Source organism: Rhodovulum steppense, assembly GCF_004339675.1.
GTDB classification, from domain to species: Bacteria; Pseudomonadota; Alphaproteobacteria; order Rhodobacterales; family Rhodobacteraceae; genus Rhodovulum; species Rhodovulum steppense.
Map to the genome: position 1 here is coordinate 38,910 of NZ_SLVM01000019.1, position 23,829 is coordinate 62,738.

18 protein-coding genes are annotated in these 23,829 nt (G+C 68.2%); 7 read left to right on the forward strand and 11 right to left on the reverse strand.

Annotated features, from left to right (window positions below; genetic code table 11):
* Nucleotides 1–21 precede the first annotated feature (21 nt).
* From atpA to EV216_RS12880, 3 genes are all read right to left on the reverse strand, one after another.
* On the reverse strand, nucleotides 22–1,560 hold the full coding sequence (gene atpA, locus EV216_RS12870; RefSeq protein WP_132695939.1) for a F0F1 ATP synthase subunit alpha: 1,539 nt from the start codon (nucleotides 1,558–1,560) through the stop codon (nucleotides 22–24).
* Complete coding sequence (locus EV216_RS12875; protein ID WP_132695940.1) at nucleotides 1,561–2,121, reverse strand: F0F1 ATP synthase subunit delta; 561 nt, start codon at nucleotides 2,119–2,121, stop codon at nucleotides 1,561–1,563.
* Nucleotides 2,122–2,385: 264 nt separating this feature from the next.
* Nucleotides 2,386–3,132, reverse strand: coding sequence for a class I SAM-dependent methyltransferase (locus tag EV216_RS12880; RefSeq protein ID WP_132695941.1), 747 nt, complete (start codon nucleotides 3,130–3,132; stop codon nucleotides 2,386–2,388).
* Nucleotides 3,133–3,198: 66 nt separating this feature from the next.
* On the opposite strand from EV216_RS12880, the gene gloB reads away from it, so the two are divergent.
* Together gloB and clpA are read left to right on the forward strand one after the other, a co-directional pair.
* Entirely contained in the window at nucleotides 3,199–3,966 is a 768-nt protein-coding gene (gloB, locus tag EV216_RS12885; RefSeq protein ID WP_132695942.1) for a hydroxyacylglutathione hydrolase, read from the forward strand.
* Nucleotides 3,967–4,132: 166 nt separating this feature from the next.
* A complete protein-coding gene (gene clpA, locus EV216_RS12890) occupies nucleotides 4,133–6,463 on the forward strand; it encodes an ATP-dependent Clp protease ATP-binding subunit ClpA (RefSeq protein ID WP_132695943.1) in 2,331 nt (776 codons plus the stop codon).
* An 80-nt stretch (nucleotides 6,464–6,543) separates the two neighbouring features.
* Here clpA and EV216_RS12895 read toward each other — a convergent pair whose 3' ends face one another.
* From EV216_RS12895 to EV216_RS12905, 3 genes are all read right to left on the reverse strand, one after another.
* Nucleotides 6,544–8,079, reverse strand: a complete 1,536-nt coding sequence (locus tag EV216_RS12895; RefSeq protein WP_132695944.1) for a peptidoglycan -binding protein — start codon at nucleotides 8,077–8,079, stop codon at nucleotides 6,544–6,546.
* A 4-nt stretch (nucleotides 8,080–8,083) separates the two neighbouring features.
* Nucleotides 8,084–9,286, reverse strand: a complete 1,203-nt coding sequence (locus EV216_RS12900) for a biopolymer transporter ExbB (RefSeq protein ID WP_132695945.1) — start codon at nucleotides 9,284–9,286, stop codon at nucleotides 8,084–8,086.
* A gap of 68 nt (nucleotides 9,287–9,354) precedes the next feature.
* Nucleotides 9,355–9,894 carry a gamma-glutamylcyclotransferase gene (locus EV216_RS12905; RefSeq protein WP_132695946.1) on the reverse strand — a complete coding sequence of 180 codons (540 nt, stop codon included), beginning with the start codon at nucleotides 9,892–9,894 and terminating at the stop codon, nucleotides 9,355–9,357.
* A gap of 66 nt (nucleotides 9,895–9,960) precedes the next feature.
* Between EV216_RS12905 and EV216_RS12910 the strand changes: the two genes are divergently transcribed.
* Complete coding sequence (locus tag EV216_RS12910; protein WP_132695947.1) at nucleotides 9,961–10,962, forward strand: DUF2125 domain-containing protein; 1,002 nt, start codon at nucleotides 9,961–9,963, stop codon at nucleotides 10,960–10,962.
* On the opposite strand, the gene EV216_RS12915 is transcribed toward EV216_RS12910, so the two are convergent.
* The 5 genes from EV216_RS12915 to rpsD form a co-directional block, all read right to left on the reverse strand.
* A complete protein-coding gene (locus tag EV216_RS12915) occupies nucleotides 10,959–11,807 on the reverse strand; it encodes an extensin family protein (protein ID WP_243642076.1) in 849 nt (282 codons plus the stop codon). The genes EV216_RS12910 and EV216_RS12915 overlap by 4 nt on opposite strands.
* A complete protein-coding gene (locus EV216_RS12920; RefSeq protein WP_132695948.1) occupies nucleotides 11,804–12,724 on the reverse strand; it encodes a prephenate/arogenate dehydrogenase family protein in 921 nt (306 codons plus the stop codon). Before EV216_RS12920 ends, EV216_RS12915 begins: the two co-directional genes overlap by 4 nt.
* The gene (gene hisC / locus EV216_RS12925; protein ID WP_132695949.1) at nucleotides 12,721–13,806 is read right to left on the reverse strand and encodes a histidinol-phosphate transaminase; all 1,086 of its coding nucleotides are present in this window, start codon (nucleotides 13,804–13,806) and stop codon (nucleotides 12,721–12,723) included. Before hisC ends, EV216_RS12920 begins: the two co-directional genes overlap by 4 nt.
* 73 nt (nucleotides 13,807–13,879) lie before the next feature.
* Nucleotides 13,880–14,416 carry a TIGR00645 family protein gene (locus EV216_RS12930; protein ID WP_132695950.1) on the reverse strand — a complete coding sequence of 179 codons (537 nt, stop codon included), beginning with the start codon at nucleotides 14,414–14,416 and terminating at the stop codon, nucleotides 13,880–13,882.
* A gap of 135 nt (nucleotides 14,417–14,551) precedes the next feature.
* Nucleotides 14,552–15,172: a 30S ribosomal protein S4 gene (rpsD, locus tag EV216_RS12935; RefSeq protein ID WP_132695951.1), complete on the reverse strand. Its 621-nt coding sequence runs from the start codon at nucleotides 15,170–15,172 to the stop codon at nucleotides 14,552–14,554.
* Between the two features lie 720 nt (nucleotides 15,173–15,892).
* On the opposite strand from rpsD, the gene EV216_RS12940 reads away from it, so the two are divergent.
* The 4 genes from EV216_RS12940 to EV216_RS12955 form a co-directional block, all read left to right on the forward strand.
* Nucleotides 15,893–19,240: a transglutaminase family protein gene (locus EV216_RS12940; protein ID WP_132695952.1), complete on the forward strand. Its 3,348-nt coding sequence runs from the start codon at nucleotides 15,893–15,895 to the stop codon at nucleotides 19,238–19,240.
* Between the two features lies 1 nt (nucleotide 19,241).
* Nucleotides 19,242–21,644 (forward strand): circularly permuted type 2 ATP-grasp protein, encoded by a 2,403-nt coding sequence (locus tag EV216_RS12945; RefSeq protein ID WP_132695953.1) that lies wholly within the window; start codon nucleotides 19,242–19,244, stop codon nucleotides 21,642–21,644.
* Between the two features lie 5 nt (nucleotides 21,645–21,649).
* On the forward strand, nucleotides 21,650–22,543 hold the full coding sequence (locus EV216_RS12950) for a transglutaminase family protein (RefSeq protein ID WP_132695954.1): 894 nt from the start codon (nucleotides 21,650–21,652) through the stop codon (nucleotides 22,541–22,543).
* Between the two features lie 129 nt (nucleotides 22,544–22,672).
* A partial coding sequence (locus EV216_RS12955; RefSeq protein ID WP_165899243.1) for a Cache 3/Cache 2 fusion domain-containing protein occupies nucleotides 22,673–23,829 on the forward strand: 1,157 nt, incomplete at its 3' end.

Below are 23,829 nucleotides of genomic sequence, written 5' to 3' on the forward strand. Positions count from 1 at the left end.
TATCCGATCCTGACCCGCGGCTTAGGCGAACGTCTTGGCGAATTCGTCGAGCGCGGCCTTGATCTTGTCTTCCAGCTCGCCCTTCACCTTGCGGTCGTTGTTGGTGATGTCGTCCAGCAGCGCCTGGTGCTTGGAGCGCAGGAAGGTCAGCAGCGCCGTTTCGTACCGGCCGACATCCTTGACCGCGACCTTGTCGAGATAGCCATTGGTGCCTGCATAGATCACGCAGACGATCTCGGCGTTCGAAAGCGGGGAGTATTGCGGCTGCTTCATCAGTTCGGTCAGACGCGCGCCGCGGTTCAGCAGGCGCTGGGTCGCGGCGTCGAGATCGGAACCGAACTGCGCGAAGGCCGCCATCTCGCGATACTGCGCCAGCGACAGTTTCACCGGACCGGCGACCGAGGACATCGCCTTGGTCTGGGCCGATGAGCCCACGCGGCTGACCGACAGGCCGGTGTTCACGGCCGGGCGGACGCCCTGGTAGAACAGGTCGGTTTCGAGGAAGATCTGGCCATCCGTGATCGAGATCACGTTGGTCGGGATATAGGCCGAGACGTCGCCCGCCTGGGTCTCGATGATCGGCAGCGCCGTCAGCGAGCCCGCGCCGTGATCCTCGTTCAGCTTGGCGGAGCGTTCCAGCAGGCGGGAATGCAGGTAGAACACGTCGCCCGGATAGGCTTCGCGCCCCGGCGGACGGCGCAGCAGCAGCGACATCTGGCGATAGGCGACGGCCTGTTTCGACAGGTCGTCATAGATCATCAGCGCGTGGCGGCCGTTGTCGCGGAAATACTCGCCCATCGCGGTCGCCGAATAGGGCGCGAGGAACTGCATCGGCGCGGGGTCGGAGGCGGTCGCGGCCACGACGATCGAATAGGCCATGGCGCCGGTCTCTTCCAGCTTCTTCACCAGCTGGGCGACGGTCGAGCGCTTCTGGCCCACGGCGACATAGACGCAGTAGAGCTTCTTGCTCTCGTCGTCGCCGGCCGCGTCGTTGTAGGATTTCTGGTTGAGGATCGCGTCGAGCGCCACGGCGGTCTTGCCGGTCTGGCGGTCGCCGATGATGAGTTCGCGCTGGCCGCGGCCGATCGGGATCATCGCGTCGACCGATTTCAGGCCGGTGGCCATGGGTTCATGCACCGACTTGCGCGGAATGATGCCGGGCGCCTTGACGTCGGCGACGCGGCGTTCGGTCGTCACGATCGGCCCCTTGTTGTCGATCGGGTTGCCGAGACCGTCGACCACCCGGCCGAGCAGGCCGTCGCCCACCGGCACGTCCACGATCGAGTTGGTGCGCTTGACGGTGTCGCCTTCCTTGATGTCGCGGTCCGAGCCGAAGATCACGATACCGACATTGTCGGTCTCGAGGTTCAGCGCCATGCCGCGGATGCCGCCGGGGAATTCCACCATCTCGCCGGCCTGGACGTTGTCGAGGCCGTGGACCCGGGCAATACCGTCGCCGACCGACAGCACGCGGCCCACCTCTGCGACCTCGGCCTGCTGACCGAAGTTCTTGATCTGCTCCTTGAGGATCGCAGAGATCTCAGCTGCTTGGATACCCATTTATCCGACCTCTTTCATGGTGTTCTGGAATGCACTGAGCCGCGCGCGGATCGAGGTGTCGATCATCTTCGAGCCCAGCTTGACGACGAGGCCGCCGATGAGACGCTCATCGACGGTGGCGTTGATCTTGACGTCCTTGCCGACATTGGCCTTGAGCGCGGCGGCCAGGCTGGCCTTCTGCGCATCCGAGAGCGGCCGGGCGGACACGACATCGGCGCTGATCTCGCCCTTGTGCTCGGCGATCTGCGCGCGCAGTTGCGCGATCAGTTGCGGCAAGGCGAAGAGGCGGCGGTTGGTCGCCATAAGGCGCATGGTGTTCGAGGTCATCAGCCCGATGCCGATGCGCGGCGCGATCGCGGCGATGGCATAGGATTGCTCGTCGCGCGAATAGATCGGCGAGGCGATCAGGTCGCGGAAATCGGCGCTGTCCTTCAGCACGGCGTCGATCTTGTCGACATCGCCCTCAAGCGCGGCGACGGCATTGGCATCCTTCGCGATCTCGAACAGAGCGGTGGCGTATCGCGCGGCAATGCCGGACGAAATCGAGGCTGGTTCGGACACGTCAACCCTTCCGATATCTGTGGCCCCTGTGAATGCCGCCTGGGACGGGTGAGGGGCAGATCAAGCGGCGCACCCGGGCGGGCACGCTCCGAAATCGGCGTGGGTGTAGCAGAGGCCGGGGAACCTCGCAACCGCCTATAGGGCCTTATTCGCGCGCATGTCACGGTCGCGCCGCGCCGCCCCGCTGGCAAGCGGAATCCACCGCGCCGGACGCGGCTATCGCGCGCAGTCGGCGGGGCGGCGAAACCCGTTGATTGGCTGTGTTCAGGCGGGCTCCGGGCCGCGGGCGGGCAGGCCCTCTAGGATGCGCAGCGGACGGGCCAGGCCGTCCTTCACGGTCAACCCGGTCGGGCGGTAGACACGCTTGGTCGCCTCGACGATCAGCACGCCGCCCGCGTAATAGGCAGAGATGCGACGCCCGGCGTTCTCCCACATGCCCGCGGTCCGGAGCCAGAATCGACGTGCGGTCGGCGGCGCGAACAGGGCGGCGCGATGCGTTTCGGGCTCGAACCCGTGATGGCGCAGTTGCGATTCGAGCTGGCCGTTGGAATAGGGCCGCCCGAACCCGAAAGGCGTGCCGTCGCGCCGCGCCCAGAGCCCCGAGCGGTTCGGCACGATGAACAGCGCCCGCCCCCCGGGGCCGAGCACGCGCGACGCCTCGTCCAGCACGGCGGCCGGGTTTTCCGAGGTTTCCAGACCGTGCAACAGGATCAGCTTGTCCACGAAGCCGTCGGGCAAGGGCCAGGCGGTTTCCTCGCACAGCACCGAGACATTGTCCTGCCCCCCGGGCCAGGGCATCACCCCCTGCTGGCCGGGCATCAGCGCGATCACCCGGCGCGCGTCCTGGGTGAAGGGCCGCATCAGCGGCACGGCGAAGCCGAAACCCGCAACCGTCTGGCCCTTGGCCTCGGGCCAGATGTCCACGACCTGGGCGCGGATTGCAGATTGCGCCACGCGCCCCAGATTGGTGCGGTAGTAGAAGTTCCTCAGGTCCAGAACGTCGAGGTGCATTGCGGCGCGTGCTGCCTTCGGGCCAGGGTTACGGGGACCAAGATAGCCATGCGGAGAAAGAATGCCATGCCCCTGGAGATCGTGACCGTTCCCTGCCTGAGCGACAATTACGCCTATCTGGCGCATGATCCGGCGACCGGCGCGACGGCGGTGATCGACGCGCCCGAGGCCGCGCCCATCGAGGCGGCGCTGGCCGAACGCGGCTGGCGGCTGAGCGACATCCTGATCACGCATCACCATCACGACCATGTGGGCGGCGTCGAGGCGCTGCGCGCGGCCCATGGCGCGCGGGTCACCGGCGCGGCGGCCGATGCGCACCGCCTGCCGCCGCTGGATACCGCCGTGGCGGAGGGCGACCGGGTCGCAATCGGCGGCGAGACGGGCGAGGTGCTGGAGGTTCCGGGGCACACGGTCGGGCATATCGCCTTTTACTTCGCCGGGTCGGGCGCGGTCTTCACCGCCGACAGCCTGATGGCGCTGGGTTGCGGGCGGCTGTTCGAGGGCACGCCCGCGATGATGTGGGCGAGCCTGTGCAGGCTGGCCGCGCTGCCGCCCGGGACGGAGGTGTTTTCGGGCCATGAATACACCGCCGCGAACGGGCGTTTCGCGCAGACCATCGAGCCGGAGAATGCCGCGCTGAAGGCGAGGATGGACGAGATCGCCGCCTTGCGCGCGGCGGGTCGGCCCACCGTGCCCTCGCGGCTGGCCGAAGAACGGGCCACAAATCCGTTCCTGCGCGCAGGACTTGCCGAGGTAAAGCGCGCCCTGGGGATGGAGAACGCCCCCGACGTGGCGGTCTTTGCCGAGATCCGCGGACGGAAGGATCGGTTCTGAACCCGCGAAGAGTGCCGAAAAACATGGCGTTTCCGGGACGGCGGCCAAGATTTGAACAGAAAAAACTTGAAGCCTGCCCGCAAACACCAAAACTTAAGCTTGAGAGGCCAAGGTCGAGACAGGGTGATGCCCCCCTGTCGGCCACAGGAATAAAGGAGCGCGTCTCGTGCCTTCGTTTTCGAACACACTCGAGCAAGCCATCCATGCCGCGCTCGCCCTGGCCAATGCCCGACGGCATGAACTGGCCACGCTGGAACATCTTCTTCTGGCCCTGATCGACGAACCGGACGCCGCCAAGGTGATGCGGGCCTGTTCGGTCGATCTGGACGAACTGCGCAAGACACTGACCGATTTCATCGAGGACGAGTTGTCCACGCTGGTCACCGATATCGACGGATCCGAGGCGGTGCCCACCGCGGCGTTCCAGCGCGTGATCCAGCGCGCCGCGATCCATGTCCAGAGCTCGGGCCGGACCGAGGTCACCGGGGCCAATGTGCTGGTCGCGATCTTTGCCGAACGGGAATCGAACGCGGCCTATTTCCTGCAAGAACAGGACATGACGCGCTATGACGCGGTGAATTTCATCGCCCATGGCGTCGCCAAGGACCCGTCCTTCGGCGAGCATCGCCCGGTCACCGGAGCCAGCGATTTCGAGGAAGAGGCGCAATCCACGGGCCAGTCGGAAGGCACGGATTCGCGCGAATCCGCCCTTGCGAAATATTGCGTCGACCTGAACGCCAAGGCCCGCAAGGGCGATGTCGACCCGCTGATCGGACGCGATCACGAGGTGGAACGCTGCATCCAGGTGCTGTGCCGCCGGCGCAAGAACAACCCGCTGCTGGTGGGCGATCCGGGGGTGGGCAAGACCGCCATCGCCGAAGGTCTGGCGCGCAAGATCGTCACCGGCGAAACGCCCGAGGTGCTGTCGAAATCGACGATCTATTCGCTGGACATGGGGGCGCTGCTGGCCGGAACCCGCTATCGCGGCGATTTCGAGGAACGGCTGAAGGCCGTCGTGAACGAGCTTGAGGACCATCCCGACGCGGTTCTCTTCATCGACGAGATCCACACGGTGATCGGCGCGGGCGCCACCAGCGGGGGGGCGATGGACGCCTCGAACCTGCTGAAACCGGCGCTTCAGGGCGGCAAGCTGCGCTGCATGGGGAGCACGACCTACAAGGAGTTCCGCCAGCATTTCGAGAAGGACCGCGCGCTGTCGCGCCGGTTCCAGAAGATCGACGTGAACGAGCCCTCGGTCGAGGACGCGGTGAAGATCCTCAAGGGCATCAAGCCCTATTTCGAGGATCATCACGACGTCAAATACACCTCGGACGCGATCCGCAGCGCGGTCGAGTTGTCGGCGCGCTACATCCATGACCGCAAGCTGCCCGACAAGGCGATCGACGTGATCGACGAGGCGGGCGCGGCCCAGCATCTGCTGGCCGAGAGCAAGCGGCGCAAGACCATCGGCACCAAGGAGATCGAGGCCGTGGTGGCCAAGATCGCCCGCATCCCGCCGAAGAATGTCAGCAAGGACGACGCCAAGGTGCTGAAGGATCTGGAGACCACGCTCAAGCGGGTGGTCTTTGGCCAGGACAAGGCGATCGAGGCGCTGGCCTCGGCGATCAAGCTGGCCCGCGCGGGCTTGCGCGAACCCGAGAAACCCATCGGCAACTACCTGTTCGCCGGGCCAACGGGCGTCGGCAAGACCGAGGTGGCCAAGCAGCTGGCCTCGACGCTGGGCGTGGAACTGCTGCGCTTCGACATGTCGGAATACATGGAGAAGCACGCGGTCAGCCGCCTGATCGGCGCACCGCCCGGCTATGTCGGTTTCGACCAGGGTGGGCTGCTGACCGACGGGGTCGACCAGAACCCGCATTGCGTGCTGCTGCTCGACGAGATCGAGAAGGCGCATCCGGACGTGTTCAACATCCTGTTGCAGGTGATGGACCACGGCAAGCTGACCGACCACAATGGCCGTCAGGTGGATTTCCGCAACGTGGTCCTGATCATGACCTCGAATGCGGGCGCGGCGGAACAGGCCAAGGCCGCCATCGGCTTCGGCCGCGAGCGGCGCGAGGGCGAGGATACGGCCGCCATCGAGCGCACCTTCACGCCGGAGTTCCGCAACCGTCTGGACGCGGTCATCAGCTTCCAGCCGCTGCCGAGGGGAACCATCATCCAGGTGGTCGAGAAGTTCGTCCTTCAGCTTGAAGCGCAGCTCATGGATCGCAACGTGACCATCGAACTGACACAGCCCGCGGCCGAATGGCTGGCCGAGAAGGGCTATGACGACAAGATGGGCGCGCGGCCGCTGGCGCGGGTGATCCAGGAGACGATCAAGAAACCGCTGGCCGAGGAATTGCTGTTCGGCAAACTGGCCAAGGGCGGCGTCGTCAAGGTCGGCGTGAAGGATGGCGAGATCGACCTGAAGATCGAGGAGCCGGAAAAACGCCGGATCGACTCGAAGAAGCCGCCTTTGCTGACGGCGGAGTGATCCCGCGGCGCTTGTGGCGCTGATCCTGTCCCCCGTGGCCTGACCGGCGGCGGGGGATTTTCCTTGCGGACAGCCCTGCCCTAGCGCTCGGTCAGTTTCAGTTCGATCCGCCGGTTCTGGGCGCGCGCCTCGTCGGAGGCGCCTTCGGCCACGGGATGAAACTCGCCGAAGCCGGTCGCGGCCAGACGGTCGGGGGCAAAGCCCAGATCGTCGATCATGTAGCGCACGACCGAGAGCGCGCGCGCCTGGCTGAGCGCCCAGTTGTCGGCGAACTCGGCCCCCGGGGCCAGCGGCACGTCGTCGGTATGCCCGTCGACGCGAAGGATCCAGTCGATTTCGGCGGGGATGTCGTCGGCGACGTCGCGCAGGATCGTCACGACATTGGCGATCTGCGCCGCGCCATCGGGCGAGAGCTGCGCGCGGGCGGTCTGGAACAGCACCTCCGACGAGAAGACGAAGCGGTCGCCGACGATCCGCACGCCTTCGCGCCCGGCCAGAAGGCGGCGCAGCTCGCCGAAGAATTCCGAGCGGTAACTCTCCAGATTCCGCTTTTCCTCGGCCAGTCGTCGGGCTTCCTCTTGCAGCCGGATGCGCTCGGCCTCTTCGAGTTCGGCCCGCGCGCGCTGTTCGGCGGCGGCGCGGGCAAGGGCGGCGTTCAACCGGTTGCCAAGCGTTTCGATCTGCACCTGTGCGGCGGCGTCGCGCTCGTCGGATGCTTCGAGCAGCGCCTGCAAATCCCCCAGTTCGGCCCGGAGCGCGGCCAGTTGCCGGTTCAGCAGGGTCACGCGGCGCTGGCTTTCGGCCGAGGCCGCCTCCTGCTCGGCCAGCGTGCGGTCGGCCTGCGCCAGAAGGGCGGCGCGCCGTTCGGCTTCGTCCAGCGTCTCGGCGGCCTGTGCCTCGGCCGCGGCGCGGGCGGCATCGGCGGCGGCCAGCAGCGTCAGGGTGTCTTCGGCCCGCGCGCGTTCGGCCTCGAGCGCAAGGCTCATCGCGGTCAACTCGTCCTCGGCGCCCGCAAGCCGGTCGCGCAGCGCCTGCGCGGCGGCGGCCTCGGCCAGACGGGCGGCCTCTTCCTCTGACAGCTCGGCCTGCAAGGCCGCGACCTCGCCCGCCAGGGCGGCCCGCGCGGCCTCGGTTCCGGCCTGTTCGCTGCGCAGATCGGCGATCAGGGCTTCGAGCGCCTCGCGCCGGGCGGCGGCCAGTCGGGCGGCCTCGGCCTGGGCATCGACCTCGGCGCGGGTCGCGGCGAGGGTCCGGGCGAGCCGTTCCTGCTCGGACAGCAATTCCATGCGTTCCCCTTCGAGCGCCGCCACCCGGGCGGCACGGGCCTCGGCCTCGGCCCGCGCCGCGCCCAGCGCGCCGGTCAGGCTGCCGATCTGCTGTTCCAGTTCGGCCCCGCGACGGCGTTCCATCCCCAGCGCATCGGACAGGGCGGCGATCTCGCTGCCAAGCTGGGACAGTTCGGTTTCCTGGCCCGAAATCGTATCGCGCAAGACCTCCTGCACGATCATGAAGATCGACAGCACGAACATCAGCACCAGCAGGAGCGCGGTCATCGCATCGACGAAACCGGGCCAGATCGAGGCCTGGAACCGGTTGCTGCGCCGCATCAGCGCCATGGGATCAGTTCCACCGCTCGTCCCCCGGGGCGAGCCGCGACAGCACCCGGCCCAGCGCCGCCAGATCGCCGCGCAGGTCGGTCACGGTTTCCTGGCGTCCCGAGGACATTTCTTCGAGAATGCGCAGAAGCTGCATGTCGATCGAGCGCAGGCGCATCCGCGCCTCGGCATCGGCCATCGCGCCCTCCTCGCCCATCCGCGCCTCGATCGCCGCGGCGGCGCGTTCCTGGCCCTGGGCCACGCGGGCCAGCGCGGCGGTCACGTCCTGGCTGTAGCCGAGTTGGGCCTCGATCGCGACGCCCAGGGTTTCAACGGCATCGGCCAGCGCCGCAACGCGGGTTTCCAGCGACTGGCGGGCCTCGTCGGCGCGGGAGAACAGCGCGTGCATGCCCTCCATCTGCTCGGCCAACTGGTCGAGCGTGGCGGCGAGGATCCCGGTCTCGGAGCCGGTTTCGCCCTCGCCCTCGCCCGCCGACAGGCCAAGCCGGGTGATCGTCGACAGCCATTCCTCAAGCTCGCGATAGAAGCGGTTCTGGCCATGGCCCGCGAACAGTTCCAGCAGCCCCACCACCAGCGAGCCCGCCAGCCCCAGAAGCGAGGAGGAAAAGGCCACGCCCATGCCGCCAAGCTGCGCTTCGAGCCCGGTCATCAGCCGACCGAAGACCGCGACCCCGGCTTCGCCATCTTGCGGGGCAAGCGAGCGGATCGTTTCGACCACCGCGGGCACGACCGTCGCAAGCCCGTAGAAGGTACCCAGAAGACCGAGGAAGATCAGGAGGTTGACGATATAGCGCGTGATGTCGCGCGCTTCCTCGATGCGGGTGGCGACGGAGTCGAGGATCGAGCGCGCCGAGGCCGTCCCGATCTGCATCCGCCTGCCCCGCCGCTTGCGCAACAGGGCCGCCAGCGGGGCCAGAAGGCGCGGGGCGCGGGTCAGTTCGTGACCGGGGCGGCCTGCGGCGAAATCCTCGATCCAGCGCACCGAGGCGATCAGTTGCACCACCTGGAGGAAACAGGCCACGACGCCCACGAGGAACACCAGAAAGATCGCGCCGTTCAGATAGAGATTGGCCAGGAAGACCGGCGCGACCTGCGGATAGGCCAGATAGGCGCCCGCCGCGAACAGCCAGACCGAGACCAGCATCAGCACGATCTGGCGCCGCGGCCGGGAGAATTGCGGATCGGCCTCGCGCTCGGTCATGGCCATGGGGGCGCCCCGTCCCGATTGATGTCGGCCCTAATTCTAGGGTATCGGCCCCGGCCGAACAACAATCATTAGGTCTTGAGTGCCCGAACCCGTTGTGCCAGCCAGGTCAGGTCGGCATCCTCGATGCCCAGTTCGGTCAGGTGATCGACGGTGTTGAACAGGTATTCGTCATTCGGCCCCATCCCGCCGCGGGCGCGCGCGATGATCTGCGCCTGATCTTCCAGCGGCAGGCCGCCGCAATATTGCACATGGTCGGGGTCGATCACATAGGCGGTGCTGGTCAGCCCGTCGGCGCCGTCCTGGAACACCACGTCAAGCTCGGTCTCGAAATAGGCCGAGGAAATCAGTTCGCGCTCGCGCAGATAGGCCAGCGTCGCGGTCTCGGTGCCGGGTTCGGCGCGCAGAACGACGCCGTGGCAACTGGCGCCGGGGGCGGCGTCCAGCGCCAGCACCAGCCCCGGATCGGTCTCGGTGCCGCGATGGTGGATCGAGCGCATGCAGAAGCTGCGATGCCAGCCGTCCAGCCGCGCCAGCCGCCGTTCGGCCACCGGAAAGCCCGGCTTCCACAGGAGCGAGCCGTAGCCGAACACCCATAGCCCATCGCGCATCGTTCTGGTCCTTGCTGCCCGGCCCCTGTAAACCGCAAAGCGGGGACGGGCGAAAGGGGGCTGCGGATGCGTCTGATCCTGACAGTGGCGATTCTGGCCGCGGCGCTCTGGTCGGGCTACTGGGCGCTTGCAGCGCGCGGGCTGGAAACCGGCATCGCGGCCTGGGTCGAGACGCGCCGGGCCGAGGGCTGGGCGGCGGATTACGCCGACTTGCAGGTGGCGGGGTTCCCGCTGCGCTTCGAGACCACGTTGAGCGATCTGGCGCTGGCCGATCCCGGGACCGGCCTGGCCTGGACCGCGCCCGCCTTCCGGATCGAGGCCGAGGCGCACCGGCCGAACCGGGTCCTGGCGATCTGGCCCGAGGTGCAGCAGATCGCGACGCCTGACGAAACCATCGCCATCGGCGCCCTTCGGATGGAGGGGCGGCTGGGCTTCCGGCCCGGCCCGGCGCTGGAGGTGATGCAGGCGGCCTATGCGCTGGAGGAGGTCTCGCTCGCCTCGTCCCTGGGTTGGGAGGCCTCGCTGGCGCGGGGCGAGATGACCGCCGCGCTGGTCGAGGGGCGCGAGGACACGCACCGGATCGGATTTGCGGCCGAACAGGTGCGGCTGCCCGCGCGGCTGGTGGCGCTGGTCGACCGGGCGGGTATCCTGCCGGGGCTGTTCGAGCATCTGCGCATCGACGCGGTGCTGGGCTTCGACGCACCCTGGGACCGCCGCGCGATAGAGGAACGGCGGCCGCAGATCACCCGGATCGAACTGACGCGGCTGGACGCGAAATGGGGCGATCTGGAGCTGAGCGCGGCGGGGGTGCTGGATGTCGATGCGGCGGGCCTGCCCACGGGCATGCTGACGGTGCGGGCGACGAACTGGCGCGACATGGTGGCGATTGCGCGCGCATCTGGCCGGTTGCCGGGCGGGCTGGCCGATCGGCTGGAAGAGGCGCTGGGCCTGATCGCCGGGCTGTCGGGGCGGCCCGAAACGCTGGACGTGCCGCTGCGCCTTGCCGCCGGTCAGACCTGGCTGGGTCCGGTGCCGCTGGGCCCGGTTCCGGATTTCACGATCCGCTAGCGGCAATAGGCGCCGTTGCGGTGGCGCGCGGTATCGAAGTGGAAATGATCCTGGTGGAACCGGTCGGATTCGGGGCCGAGGACGGTGCCGAAGGGGCCGCAGGCGGCCTTGTGGACCTGGCGCAGGATCTTGCCCTGTGCGGGGTCGCGCCAGCCGCCCTGCACGGTGATCCGGCTGCCATTGGCCAGCGTCAGCGCCGAGATGTCCACCGCGCGCCCGCGGCCATGCTCGGATATCTTTGCCCCGGCCTGCCGGTTGCGCGGTCGGCAGATGTAATGCGCGGCAACCTCGAGCTGGGCCAACCCTCCGCCCTTCTTGCCGACAGCGGGCTTCGCGCCTTCGGTGACCCAGCGGCGCAAGGCGCGCGCGGTGTCGCAATCCATCGTCGCGGTCTGGCTGAGCCGCACGCCGTCCACCGAGGTCACGCGCACCGGGCGATCGACGCCGCAGCCCTGCACCTGGCTGAGGATCGGCGCGATTTCCTCGCCCCTTATCCGGTCGTCGCCGCAGATCGCGCCGCGTTTGGCCGTCAGCACGTTCGCAGGCTGGCTGCGGATGGCGGCGGCCGACAGGGCCGCCGTCTGGAAGCTGCGTTCGGGCCGCGGCTGCGGTCGCAGCGAGCGGGCCAGCGCGGCGGCGGGCAGGCGTTCGGGTTCGGCCGCGCGTGGCGGCGCGGGGCGCAGGGCGGCGGGAAGCTCGGCCGGTCGGCTGGCGGGCTCGGCGCGAGCGACCTGAAATGGCTCGGAGGCCGGACGCGGTTCGGGACGCGGCGAGGTGTCGAGCCCGGCCAGCGCGGGTGTCGCGGCCAGAACCAGAACCAGCGCGCCGCCCCACAGCCGCCTCATTGCAGCTTCCTCGCGCGGCCGAAATCGGGTGCGTCGGTGTCCTGCCCGGCCTCGATGATGCCGCGGCGGATGGCGCGGGTATGGGTGAAATAGTCGAACAGCATGTCGCCCTGCCCTGTCCGGATCGCCCGTTGCAGGGCGAAAAGCTCCTCGGTGAAGCGGCCGAGGATGTCCAGCGTCGCGTCCTTGTTGGTCAGGAACACGTCGCGCCACATGGTCGGGTCCGAGGCCGCGATCCGGGTGAAATCGCGAAAGCCCGCGGCGGAATACTTGATCACCTCGCTGTCGGTGACGCGGCGCAGGTCGTCGGCCACACCGACCATCGTGTAGGCGATCAGGTGCGGGACATGGCTTGTCACCGCCAGCACCAGGTCGTGGTGATCGGCATCCATCTGCTCCACATTGGCGCCCATCTTTTGCCACAATTCGCGCAGCCGGTCTACTGCCACGCGATCTGTTGCGTCCACGGGCACCAGAAGACACCATCGGTTGTCGAACAATTCGGCAAATCCCGACCGGGGGCCGGAATGTTCGGTGCCCGCCAGCGGGTGGGCCGGAATGAAATGGACGCCCTGGGGGATATGGGGGCCGACCGCGTCGATCACGGCGCGTTTCACCGAGCCCACATCGGTCACGGTGGCGCCGGGCGCGAGATGCGGCGCGATTTCCTCGGCCAGCGCGCCCATCGCGCCCACCGGCACGGCCAGCACCACCAGATCGGCCCCGGCGACCGCCTGCGCCGCGGTTTCGGTCACCCGGTCGACCAGCCCGATCTCGGCCGCGATGGCGCGGGTTTCGGCGGAGCGCGCGGTTCCCACGATCTCTCCGGCAAGCCCCGCGCGGCGCATCGCCAGCGCCATCGAGCCCGCGATCAGCCCCAGCCCGATCAGCGCCACGCGGTCGTAGATCACGCTCATCGCGCGCCCTCGCGGAAGCGGCCGATGGCATGGGCGACGCGGCGGCAGGCCGGTTCGTCGCCCACGGTGATGCGCAGCGCCTCGGGCAGCTTGTAGCCCGCGACCTGGCGCACGATCAGGCCCTGGGTCTTGAGGAAGGCATCGCAGGCCAGCGCCTCGGCCGGGTCGGCGAAACGGGCGAGAACGAAATTGGCAAAGCTCCGGTCGGTCGGCACGCCGATGCCGTTCAGCGCCTCGGTCAGCCAGGCGCGCATGCGGGCGTTCTCGGCCTGGCAATGGCGCGTGTAGTCGATGTCGCGCAGCGCGGCCTCGGCGGTGTCAAGCTGGGTCGTGGACAGGTTGAACGGCCCACGGATGCGGTCGAGCACGCCGATCAGGTCGGCCGGGCCATAGCCCCAGCCGATGCGCAAGCCCCCCAGCCCGTAAATCTTTGAAAACGTGCGCGTCATCACCACGTTCTGCCGCGCCTCGACCAGCGCCGCGCCGCCGTCGAAGCCGTCGACGAACTCGGCATAGGCGCCGTCGAGCACGAGGATCGCCTGCGGCGGCAGACCGTCGGCCAGCCGCGCGGCATCCTCGGCCGGGATCATCGTGCCGGTGGGGTTCGCGGGGTTGGCGATGAAGACCAGCCGCGTGCGGTCGGTGCAGGCGGCAAGGATCGCGTCGACATCGACCACGCGCGCACGCTCGGGCACCTCGACCGGCGTGGCCCCGGCGGCAAGCGCGGATATGCGATACATGGCAAAGCCGTGCTGGGTATGGATCACCTCATTCCCCGGCCCGGCATAGGCCTGGCACAGGAAGGTGATGATCTCGTCCGAGCCGACGCCGCAGATCACGCGGGCGGGATCGACCCCGTGGATCTCGCCGATGGCGGCGCGCAGCTCGGCATGGTCGGTCGAGGGGTAGCGATGCAGGCTGTGGACGGTCCGCGCGAAGGCGGCACGCGCCTTTTCCGAGGGGCCAAAGGGATTCTCGTTCGACGAAAGCTTGATCACGTCGGACAGCCCCGCGATCTTGGACTGCCCGCCCACATAGGGGGCAATATCGAGGATCCCGGGCTGGGGCATGATGAGGGTCATCGGCATCTCTCCTTGCCCGGCATCCCTAGCCGAGCGGCCGGGACGAGGCCAGCGGGAAAAACGGGTGGCGCGGCTAGCCTTTTTTGGCCCGCGCCGACAGCCAGTCCATCGCCGCCATCAGCACGCCCGACAGCACGAAGACCATGTGGATCACCACCAGCCAGAACAGTTCCTCGCTGCCGAAGACCGCATCGGCGGCCTGCTGGCCGATCTCCATGAAGCGTTTGAGCAGGTGGATCGCCGAGATGGCCACGATCGAGGCGATGAGCTTCATCTTGAGGCCCGAGAAGTCAACCGCGCCCATCCAGTCGGGACGGTCGACATGCTCGCCGATATCGAGTTTAGAGACGAAATTCTCGTAGCCCGAGAACAGCACGATCAGCAGAAGGTTCGCCGCCAGCGTCAGGTCGATCAGCGTCAGGATCGCCAGGATCGCCTTGTCGCTGGACATGGTCAGAACCTGCGGCGCGTAATAGGCCAGTTCGCGCAGGAAGACGATCGTCAGCAGGCCCAGCGACACGACAAGCCCCAGATACATCGGCGCCATCAGCCAGCGCGAGGCGAACAGGCTGCGTTCGAAATTGCGTTCCAGCGGCAGCTTTTCGGCCATTCCCCGAGTCCCTTCTGTCGGCGCGCCCGGCCCGAGCGTTACTGCCCGCAAGGCGGGCTGGCAAGCGGCACGCAACGCAGACGGCCCGCCCCTGTCCGGGGCGGGCCGTTCGGGCCGTTTCGCTGCGCGGAAGGATCAGTTCTGCGCGTAGAATTCGATGACGAGGTTCGGTTCCATCATGACCGGATAGGGCACATCCGACAGGCCGGGCGTGCGCACGAATTTCGCGGTCATCTTGGAATGGTCCACCTCGATGTAATCGGGCACGTCACGCTCGGCCAGCTGCACGGCTTCGAGCAGGGCGGCCATCTGCTTGGAGCGGTCGCGCACCTCGATCACGTCGCCTTCCTTGACGCGGTAGGACGGGATGTTGACCCGTTGCCCGTTCACAAGGACATGGCCGTGGTTCACGAATTGCCGGGCGGCAAAGATCGTGGGCACGAACTTGGCGCGGTAGACGACCGCATCAAGACGGCGCTCGAGCAGGCCGATCAGCAGCTCGCCGGTATCGCCGCGCTGACGCTCGGCCTCGGCATAGATGCGGCGGAACTGCTTTTCGGTCAGGTCGCCGTAATAGCCCTTGAGCTTCTGCTTGGCGCGCAGCTGCATGCCGAAATCGGACAGCTTGCCCTTGCGGCGCTGGCCGTGCTGGCCGGGGCCGTATTCGCGGCGGTTGACGGGCGATTTCGGGCGGCCCCAGATGTTTTCGCCCATCCGGCGGTCGATCTTGTACTTGGCAGACGTGCGTTTGGTCACGGCTGATCTCCTTCAATCGGGCGCCGCCCGCGGGCGGCAATGAAGGGCGTTGTCCTTTGCCCCGGGTCTGGTCCGGGGCCGACAGGCATCCCCTTGCGGGGGCCACCAACACCAATGAAAGACCCGGCCACGGGGGCCGGGATGGCGCGCTTATACAGATGCGGCCCGCGCTGTCAATGGCCTGACGGACGGCGGCGCCCGGGCAGGGCCAGCGCCACGCCGCCCGCGGCCGCAAGGTGAAAGGCGGCCCCGTTCCGGCTTGCACGCGGGGTCTTGCGCCCCTGCGAGGCCACACCTTGCCCGGCGATTCCGCAGCCGGATTCTGGATGTGTGGATGGGGGCCGGGAATGCACGAAAAGTCTGAGTCCCGATTATTCAGAGAACTGAAATCACGTCATCATATCGGACGCATGTCCTGATTAATGTTTGAATCATGATATTCGTGTCATCCGGATCAAGGCCAGGATTCACGCGCAGATGGGGCGCAATCGACCCCCCCGCCGGACCTCCGGGCCGGGTTCGCACGGGGCGCCCGAGGCGTCCGGGGTCGGTGGACGCCCGACCCCGGCAGGGCGCGCGGCGGCCGTTGAACGGATGCCTCAAATCCCGGCATTGTCCGGCACGACCGGCCCCGAGGCCGCGCCAAGTGCCTCGAAGCGGTTTACAAGCCCTTCGAAAACCGTCTTTGCTGCGGGACAACACTGGCCACGCGAGATCCCCATGGCGATCACCGCTTCCATCCGGCACCTGACCCATTACCGCTATGATCGTCCGGTCAGCCTGGGCCCGCAGGTGATCCGCCTGCGCCCGGCGCCGCACAGCCGGACGCGGGTGATCTCGCATTCGCTGAAGGTGAGCCCGGCGGGCCATTTCGTGAACCACCAGCAGGACCCCTACGGCAACTGGCTGGCGCGCTTCGTCTTTCCCGAGCCGGTGCGCGAGTTCCGGATCGAGGTGGACCTTGTGGCCGACATGACGGTCTACAACCCCTTCGACTTCTTCGTGGACGAAACGGCCGAGGAATGGCCCTTCGACTATCCCGCAGATCTGACGGACGATCTGTCGATCTATCGGACGCCCGAACCGGCGGGGCCGCTGCTGGCCGCCTTCCTCGCCACGATCCCGCGCGGGGCGCTGCGCACGGTGGATTTCGTGGTCGACCTGAACGCCCGGCTGCAACGCGAGATCGCCTATGTGATCCGGATGGAGCCCGGCGTGCAGGCGCCCGAGGACACGCTGCGCCTGAGATCGGGCTCGTGCCGGGATTCGTCCTGGCTGATGGTGCAGATCCTGCGGCATCTGGGCTTTGCCGCGCGGTTCGTTTCGGGCTACCTGATCCAGCTGAAGCCCGATCTGGTGGCGCTGGACGGCCCGCCGGGCACCGATCACGACTTCACCGACCTGCATGCCTGGTGCGAAGTCTACCTGCCCGGCGCGGGCTGGATCGGGCTGGACCCGACCAGCGGGCTGCTGACCGGCGAAAGCCATATCCCGCTGGCCGCGACACCGCATTACCGCAACGCCGCGCCGATCACCGGCATGGCGTCCTATGCCGAGGTCGATTTCACCTTCCACATGGAGGTGCATCGCACCGCCGAGCATCCCCGCATCACGAAACCCTTTTCCGACGAGGCGTGGGACGCGCTGGACGCGCTCGGCCATCAGGTCGATGCGGCGATCAAGGCCGGCGACATGCGGCTGACGATGGGGGGCGAGCCCACCTTCGTCTCGATCGACGATTTCGAGTCGGATGAATGGAACATTGCCGCCGTAGGCCCGATGAAGCGCGGGCTGGCGGACCGGCTGATCCGGCGGTTGCGCGACCGTTTCGCGCCCGGCGGCTTCCTGCATTACGGGCAGGGCAAGTGGTATCCGGGCGAGACGCTGCCGCGCTGGACCTTCTCGCTTTACTGGCGCCGCGACGGCAAGCCGATCTGGAAGAACCCGGACCTGATCGCCGAAGAGAAGGCGCAGACCGGGGCGGGGCCCGAGGAGTCCGACAGGCTGCTGAAGGGCATCGCCGAGCGGTTGGGGATCGAACCCGAGATGGTGGTTCCGGCCTATGAGGACCCCGCCGAATGGATCATCAAGGAAGGCAGCCTGCCCGAGAACGTCACGCCCGAGAACTCGAAACTGAAGGACCCCGAGGAACGCGCCCGCATCGCCCGCGTCTTTGCCCGCGGGTTGACGGACCCCGCGGGCCATATCCTGCCGATCCAGCGCTGGCAGGCGAAGGCGACCGGGCGGCGCTGGCGGTCGGAACGCTGGACGATGCGGCGGGGCAAGCTGTTCCTCGTGCCCGGCGACAGCCCGGTGGGCTATCGCTTGCCGCTGGGCAGCCTGCCCCATGTGCCGCCCGCGCAGTTTCCCTATACCTATGTCACCGATCCCACCATCGACCACGGCCCCCTGCCCGATTTCGACGAAGCCGACCGCGCCGCCGCGGCGAGTGTGGCCGCGGCCAGCCCCGGCCATGCCCAGCCCGTGGCGCGCTTTACCGAGGGCGGCGCGGTGCAGGATGTGCGCGAACAGGAGCTTGGCACCGGCACCGTGCGCACCGCGCTGTCGGTCGAGCCGCGCGACGGGCGGCTCTGCGTCTTCATGCCGCCGGTGGAGGATGCCGAGGATTACCTCGACCTCGTCGCCGCGGCCGAGGCGACCGCTGCCGAAATGGGCCTGCCCGTCCATATCGAGGGCTACGCGCCGCCGCACGACCCGCGCCTGAACGTGATCCGCGTGGCCCCGGACCCCGGCGTGCTGGAGGTCAACGTGCAGCCCGCCACCGATTGGGAGGAGTGCAAGGCGATCACGCTGGGCGTCTACGAGGAGGCGCGGCTGACCCGGCTGGGCGCCGACAAGTTCATGATCGACGGCAAGCATTGCGGCACGGGCGGCGGCAACCATGTGGTGGTGGGCGGCGCGACGCCGAACGATTCCCCCTTCCTGCGGCGGCCCGACCTGCTGCGCTCGCTCATCCTCTACTGGCAGCGGCACCCGAGCCTGTCCTACCTGTTCTCGGGGCTGTTCATCGGCCCGACCAGCCAGGCGCCGCGGATCGACGAGGCGCGGCATGACAGCCTTTACGAGCTGGAAATCGCGCTGAGCCAGTTCCCCGATCCGGGCGAGGGCGCGGCACCCGCGCCCTGGCTGGTGGACCGGCTTCTGCGCAACATCCTGATCGACGTCACCGGCAACACCCATCGCGCCGAGCTGTGCATCGACAAGCTTTATTCCCCCGACGGGCCGACCGGGCGGCTGGGGCTGGTCGAGTTCCGCGGCTTCGAGATGCCGCCCGACGCGCGGATGAGCCTTGCGCAACAGGTGCTGATCCGGGCGATCCTGGCGCGGCTGTGGCAAAACCCCCTCAAGGGCAAGCCGGTGCGCTGGGGCACGGAACTGCATGACCGCTTCATGCTGCCGCATTTCGTCTGGGCCGATTTCCTGGGCGTGCTGCGCGACCTCACCGATCACGGCTTCGACTTCCGGTCGGAATGGTACGAGGCGCAGCAGGAATTCCGCTTCCCGTTCTGCGGCGAGGTGGAATACGAGGGCGTGCATCTGGAACTGCGGCAGGCGCTGGAACCCTGGCATGTGCTGGGCGAGCGCGGCGCCATCGGCGGCACGGTGCGCTATACCGACAGTTCTGTGGAACGGATGCAGGTGAAGCTGTCCACCTCGAACCCGGGCCGCTATGTCGTGGCCTGCAACCGCCGCGCGGTGCCGCTGCATGCGACCCAGACCAGCGGCACCGCCATCGGCGGCGTCCGCTTCAAGGCATGGCAACCGGCCGAGGCGCTGCACCCGGTCCTGCCGGTCAACGCGCCCTTGACCTTCGACATCTTCGACACCTGGTCGGGCCGCGCGCTGGGCGGCTGCACCTACCACGTCGCCCATCCCGGCGGGCGCAGCTACGACACCTTCCCGGTCAACGCCAACGAGGCCGAGGCGCGGCGTCTGGCGCGGTTCGAGAAGATGGGCCACACGCCCGGCAGCTACTGGCCCGCCCCCGAAAACCCCCACCCGGAATTCCCCATGACGCTGGACCTGCGCCGGGGGCCGGGTCTGTGACATGAACGCGACCGATCACGCCCCGGACGACCCGGCGGCCGCGCTCTTGCAGGGCTATCAGCCGCCCTCCGGCGTGGCCGACGAGCTGTTGCAACCCGATGGCCGCGTCCGGCCGGTCTGGCAGCCTCTGATCGAGCTTCTGGCCGGGCAGACGCCGGACGAGCTGGCCCAGCGCTTTGCCCGGGGCGATCAGTATCTGCATGATGCGGGGGTCTATTACCGCCAGCACACCTCCAGCGGATCGACCCTGCGCGACTGGCCGCTGTCCCATGTCCCCGTGATGATCGCCGCCGAGGAATGGCAGCGGCTCTCCGAGGGGCTGGTCCAGCGGGCGGACCTGCTGGAACGGGTGATGGCCGATCTTTACGGGCCGGGCGATCTGGTGGCGGACGGGCTGTTGCCCGCCGACCTGATCGCGCGCAACCCCGAATGGCTGCGCCCCGTCGTGGGCATCCGGCCGCGCTCGGGGCATTTCCTGCATTTCCTCGCCTTCGAGGTGGGCCGCTCGCCGGACGGATCCTGGCTGGTGCTGGGCGACCGGACGCAGGCGCCGTCGGGGTCGGGTTTCGCGCTGGAAAACCGGATGGCGACGACCCGGGTCTTTCCCGACCTGTTTCCCAACGCCAATGTCCGGCGGCTGGCCGGGTTCTTCCGGGCGTTTCGCGATGCGATGAACGGACTGCGAGGCGAAACCGACAGCCGGGTGGCGATCCTGACCCCGGGCCAGCATACCGACACCTATTTCGAACATGCCTATATCGCGCGCTATCTGGGCTTTCTGCTGCTGGAATGCGAGGATCTGAAGGTCGAGCGCGGCAAGCTGACCGTGCGCACGATCGACGGGGCGCAACCGGTCAGCGTGCTGTGGCGGCGGCTTGATTCGCGCTTTGCCGACCCGCTGGAACTGGACGAAAGCTCGGCGCTGGGCACGCCGGGCATGGTCGCCGCGCTGCGGGCGCAGGAACTGACCATGCTGAACTGCCTGGGCTCGGGCGTGCTCGAGGCCCGCGCGATGATGGCGTTCCTGCCGCGGATCTGCGAGCGGCTGACCGGTGCGGCGCTGAAGATCCCCAATATCGCGACCTGGTGGTGCGGCCAGCCCGCCGAACGCGCCTATGTCACCGACAATCTGCAACGCATGATGATCGGGCGGGCGCTGTCGACCGACCTGCCCTTCGAGGTCGATGCCCTGACCGCGCTGGGCGGCGATTTCCGCGGTTCCGCGCAGAAACCCGTCGGCGACTGGATCGAGGCCGATGGCGCCAACCTGGTGGGACAGGAGGCGGTGACGCTGTCCACGACGCCCGCGATGATCGAGGGGGAACTGGTGCCGCGGCCGATGCTGATCCGGGTCGTCCTGGCGCGCACCCCGCGCGGCTGGGAGGTGATGCCGGGCGGCTATGCGAGGATCGGACGCAGCGGCGACCCCACGGCGCTGGCGATGAGGAATGGCGGCTCGGTCGCCGATGTCTGGGTGGTCAGCGACGCCCCCGTGATTGCCGAAAGCCTTTCCCTGCGGCAGGACGGCCCCTTCGTGCGGCGCTTGCCGGGCGTGCTGCCAAGCCGCGCGGCGGACAATCTCTACTGGCTGGGCCGCTATGTCGAACGGGCCGAGGCGCGGGTGCGCGAGCTGCGCGCCTATCACCTGCGGCTGGAGGAGGTCGGCCATCGCGAGATGCCGCTGATCTCGTATATGGAACGCTATCTCGAAGGTTTCGGCGTCGATCCCGACGAGCCGGTGCCCATGGCGGTCCTCGAACTGTTCGAAGCGGCGCAGGGCTGCGCGGGCAAGGTGCGCGACCGGTTCTCGACCGATGGCTGGCACGCGCTGACCGATCTGGCCTTTTCCGCGCGCGGCATGTTCAACCGGGTGCGCCCCGGCGACGAGGCCGCGCGGCGGATGACCGAATTGCTGCGCAAGCTGGCGGGCTTTGCCGGGCTTGTGCATGACAACATGTTCCGATTTGCCGGCTGGCGCTTCCTGACCATGGGGCGGGCGCTGGAACGGGCCGACCAGATGCTGTCGGCGCTGGCGGCCCTGACCGATCCGGCGGCGCCGCCGGGCAGTCTGGATGTCGCCATCGAGGTGGGCGACAGCGTGATGACCCATCGCCGCCGCTATCCCATGGCCAGCGGTTGCAACACCGTCATCGACCTTCTGGCGCTGGATTCGGACAACCCGCGCTCGGTGCTGTTCCAGATCGACGTTCTGCGTGAACAGGAAGCGATGCTGACCCGCACCCGCGAAGGCGGCGCGATGAGCGATCTCGCCCGGCGAATCCTGCTGGTGCATACCGACCTGTCGGTGGCCGCCCCCGACGCCATGACGCCCGCCCGGCTGCTGGAGACCCGCGGGGCGATCCGGGACATCTCTGTTGCGCTGACCGCGCGCTACCTGAGTTGAGCGCCATGGCGACCGACTACGACATCAGGCTGGAAATCACCTACAGCTACGAGGCCCCCGCCGGGTCCAGCCGCACGCTTCTGCGGATGCTGCCGCTCGGCAATGCGGTGCAGCAACTGATCTCGGGCCGCGTCTCGACCGATCCCGCGCCCGATTTCCGCCGCGACGGGGCCGATTTCTTCGGCAATGCCACGACCGAGATCGCCCATGACCGGCCGCTGACCGAGATCGCATTCCGCTTTGCCGGCCGCGTGCGGCGGTCGGGCGGCATGCCCGGGCTCGACCTGTCGAGCGATCTGGGCAGGCTGGGCGAGGAGATCGCGGCGATCCGCGGCATCGGTCCGCATGTGCCGCATCATTTTCTTGGCGCGTCCGAACGCATCTGCCACGAGCCCAGGATCGCGGCCTTTGCCGGGGCGCTGGTCGCGCCGGACATGTCGGCGCTGGCCGCGACCCGCGCCATCGCGCACAACCTGCATGAAAGGTTCGAGTTCGACCCCGAAGCCACCGAGGTCACGACCCCGCCCATCGCGGCCTTCGAGGCCCGCCGCGGCGTCTGCCAGGACATCAGCCATGTCACGATCGCCGCGCTGCGGGCGGTCGGCATTCCGGCGGGCTATGTCAGCGGCTTTCTGCGGACCAGGCCGCCGCCGGGCCAGCCCCGGCTGGAAGGCGCGGATGCGATGCATGCCTGGGTGCGTGCCTGGTGCGGCGCCGAGACCGGCTGGATCGAGATCGACCCGACCAACGACCTGCTGGTGGGCACCGATCATGTCGCCGTGGCCATCGGACGCGATTACGCCGATGTCGCCCCCGTGCGCGGCTCGCTCAGGACCGAGGGGACGCATACGACCTCGCACAAGGTCGACGTGATCCCCTGCGAGGGACGGCCCGGCTGAGACGCCCCCCCCGACCCTGGGCCGTGACGCGATATTGCCGTTCCACCGGCGAATTCCGGTCAGGTTTTCACGCGATATTAGCGTTTGGAACCCATGACTGCGTGCACGCCGCCGCAAGGAAGAAGAAGAATGCTGCACCACCGCCTCTCGCTGAAAGCCCTGCTTGCCCTGGGCACGGGCATCCTGTTTCTCGCGCTCTGCATCGCGCAGTCGGCAGTCCTGCAATTCCAGTCCGCGCAGGCGATGCGCGACGCGGCGCTGGGCCAGCAGGCGACATCGCTGCGAATCGTCGTCGACCAGTTCCGGTCCGGGTTCGACGGGATCGAGGTCTCGACCGCCGCTGACGGCACTATCCAACAGGTCACCTGGGACGGGGTTTCCGGGCTTGCGGATCATTCGATCATCGACCGCGCGGGCGCGCTCTCGGGCGAAACGGCGACGGTCTTCGCCTGGGACGCCGCGCAGGGCGAGTTCGTGCGCGTCTCGACGAATATCCGCAAGCAGGACGGCACCCGCGCCGTCGGAACGGTGCTGGGGCGCGACAATCCCGTACATGCCGCGATGCTGAGGGGCGAAAGCTATACCGGCGAGGCGATGATCCTGGGCAAGCCCTACCTGACCCTCTACCAGCCCTTCGTCTCGGCCGGGGGCGAGGTGCGGGGCATCTTCTATGTCGGTATCGACCGCAGCCGGATCGACACGGTCATCGCCGCGCAACGGCGCACCAGCCTGATCCTGTCGGCGATCATGGTGACGATGGGTGTCGCGCTGCTGGTGGGATTGCTGAACGTGCTGTTCCGGCCGCTTCCCACCCTCGGCAAGGCGTTCGAACGCATGGCCGGCGGCGACCTGGACACCGAGGTTCCCCATACCGGACGCCGGGACGAGATCGGCGCGATCGCCCGGAGCGCGGACGCGTTCCGCGAGACGCTCTCTGCCGCCCGCGAACTCGACGCGGCGGCCCGGCAGCGCCAGCAGGAGGGGGCCGAGGTGGTCCAGACCCTGCGCGCCGGGCTCGAACGCCTCGCGGCGGGCGACCTGACACATGCGCTCGAAACGCCCTTCCCTGCCGATTACGAAGGGCTTCGGGCCGATTTCAATGCGACGGTCGACCGGCTGAACAACCTGATCGGGTCTATGATCGAGAATTCCGCCGAGATCCGCACGCGCGCGGGCGAGATCCGGTCGTCCTCGGAGGATCTGTCGCACCGGACCGAGAACCAGGCGGCGACGCTGGAGGAGACGGCGGCGGCGCTGGACGAGTTGACCTCGAGTGTTCGGGCGGC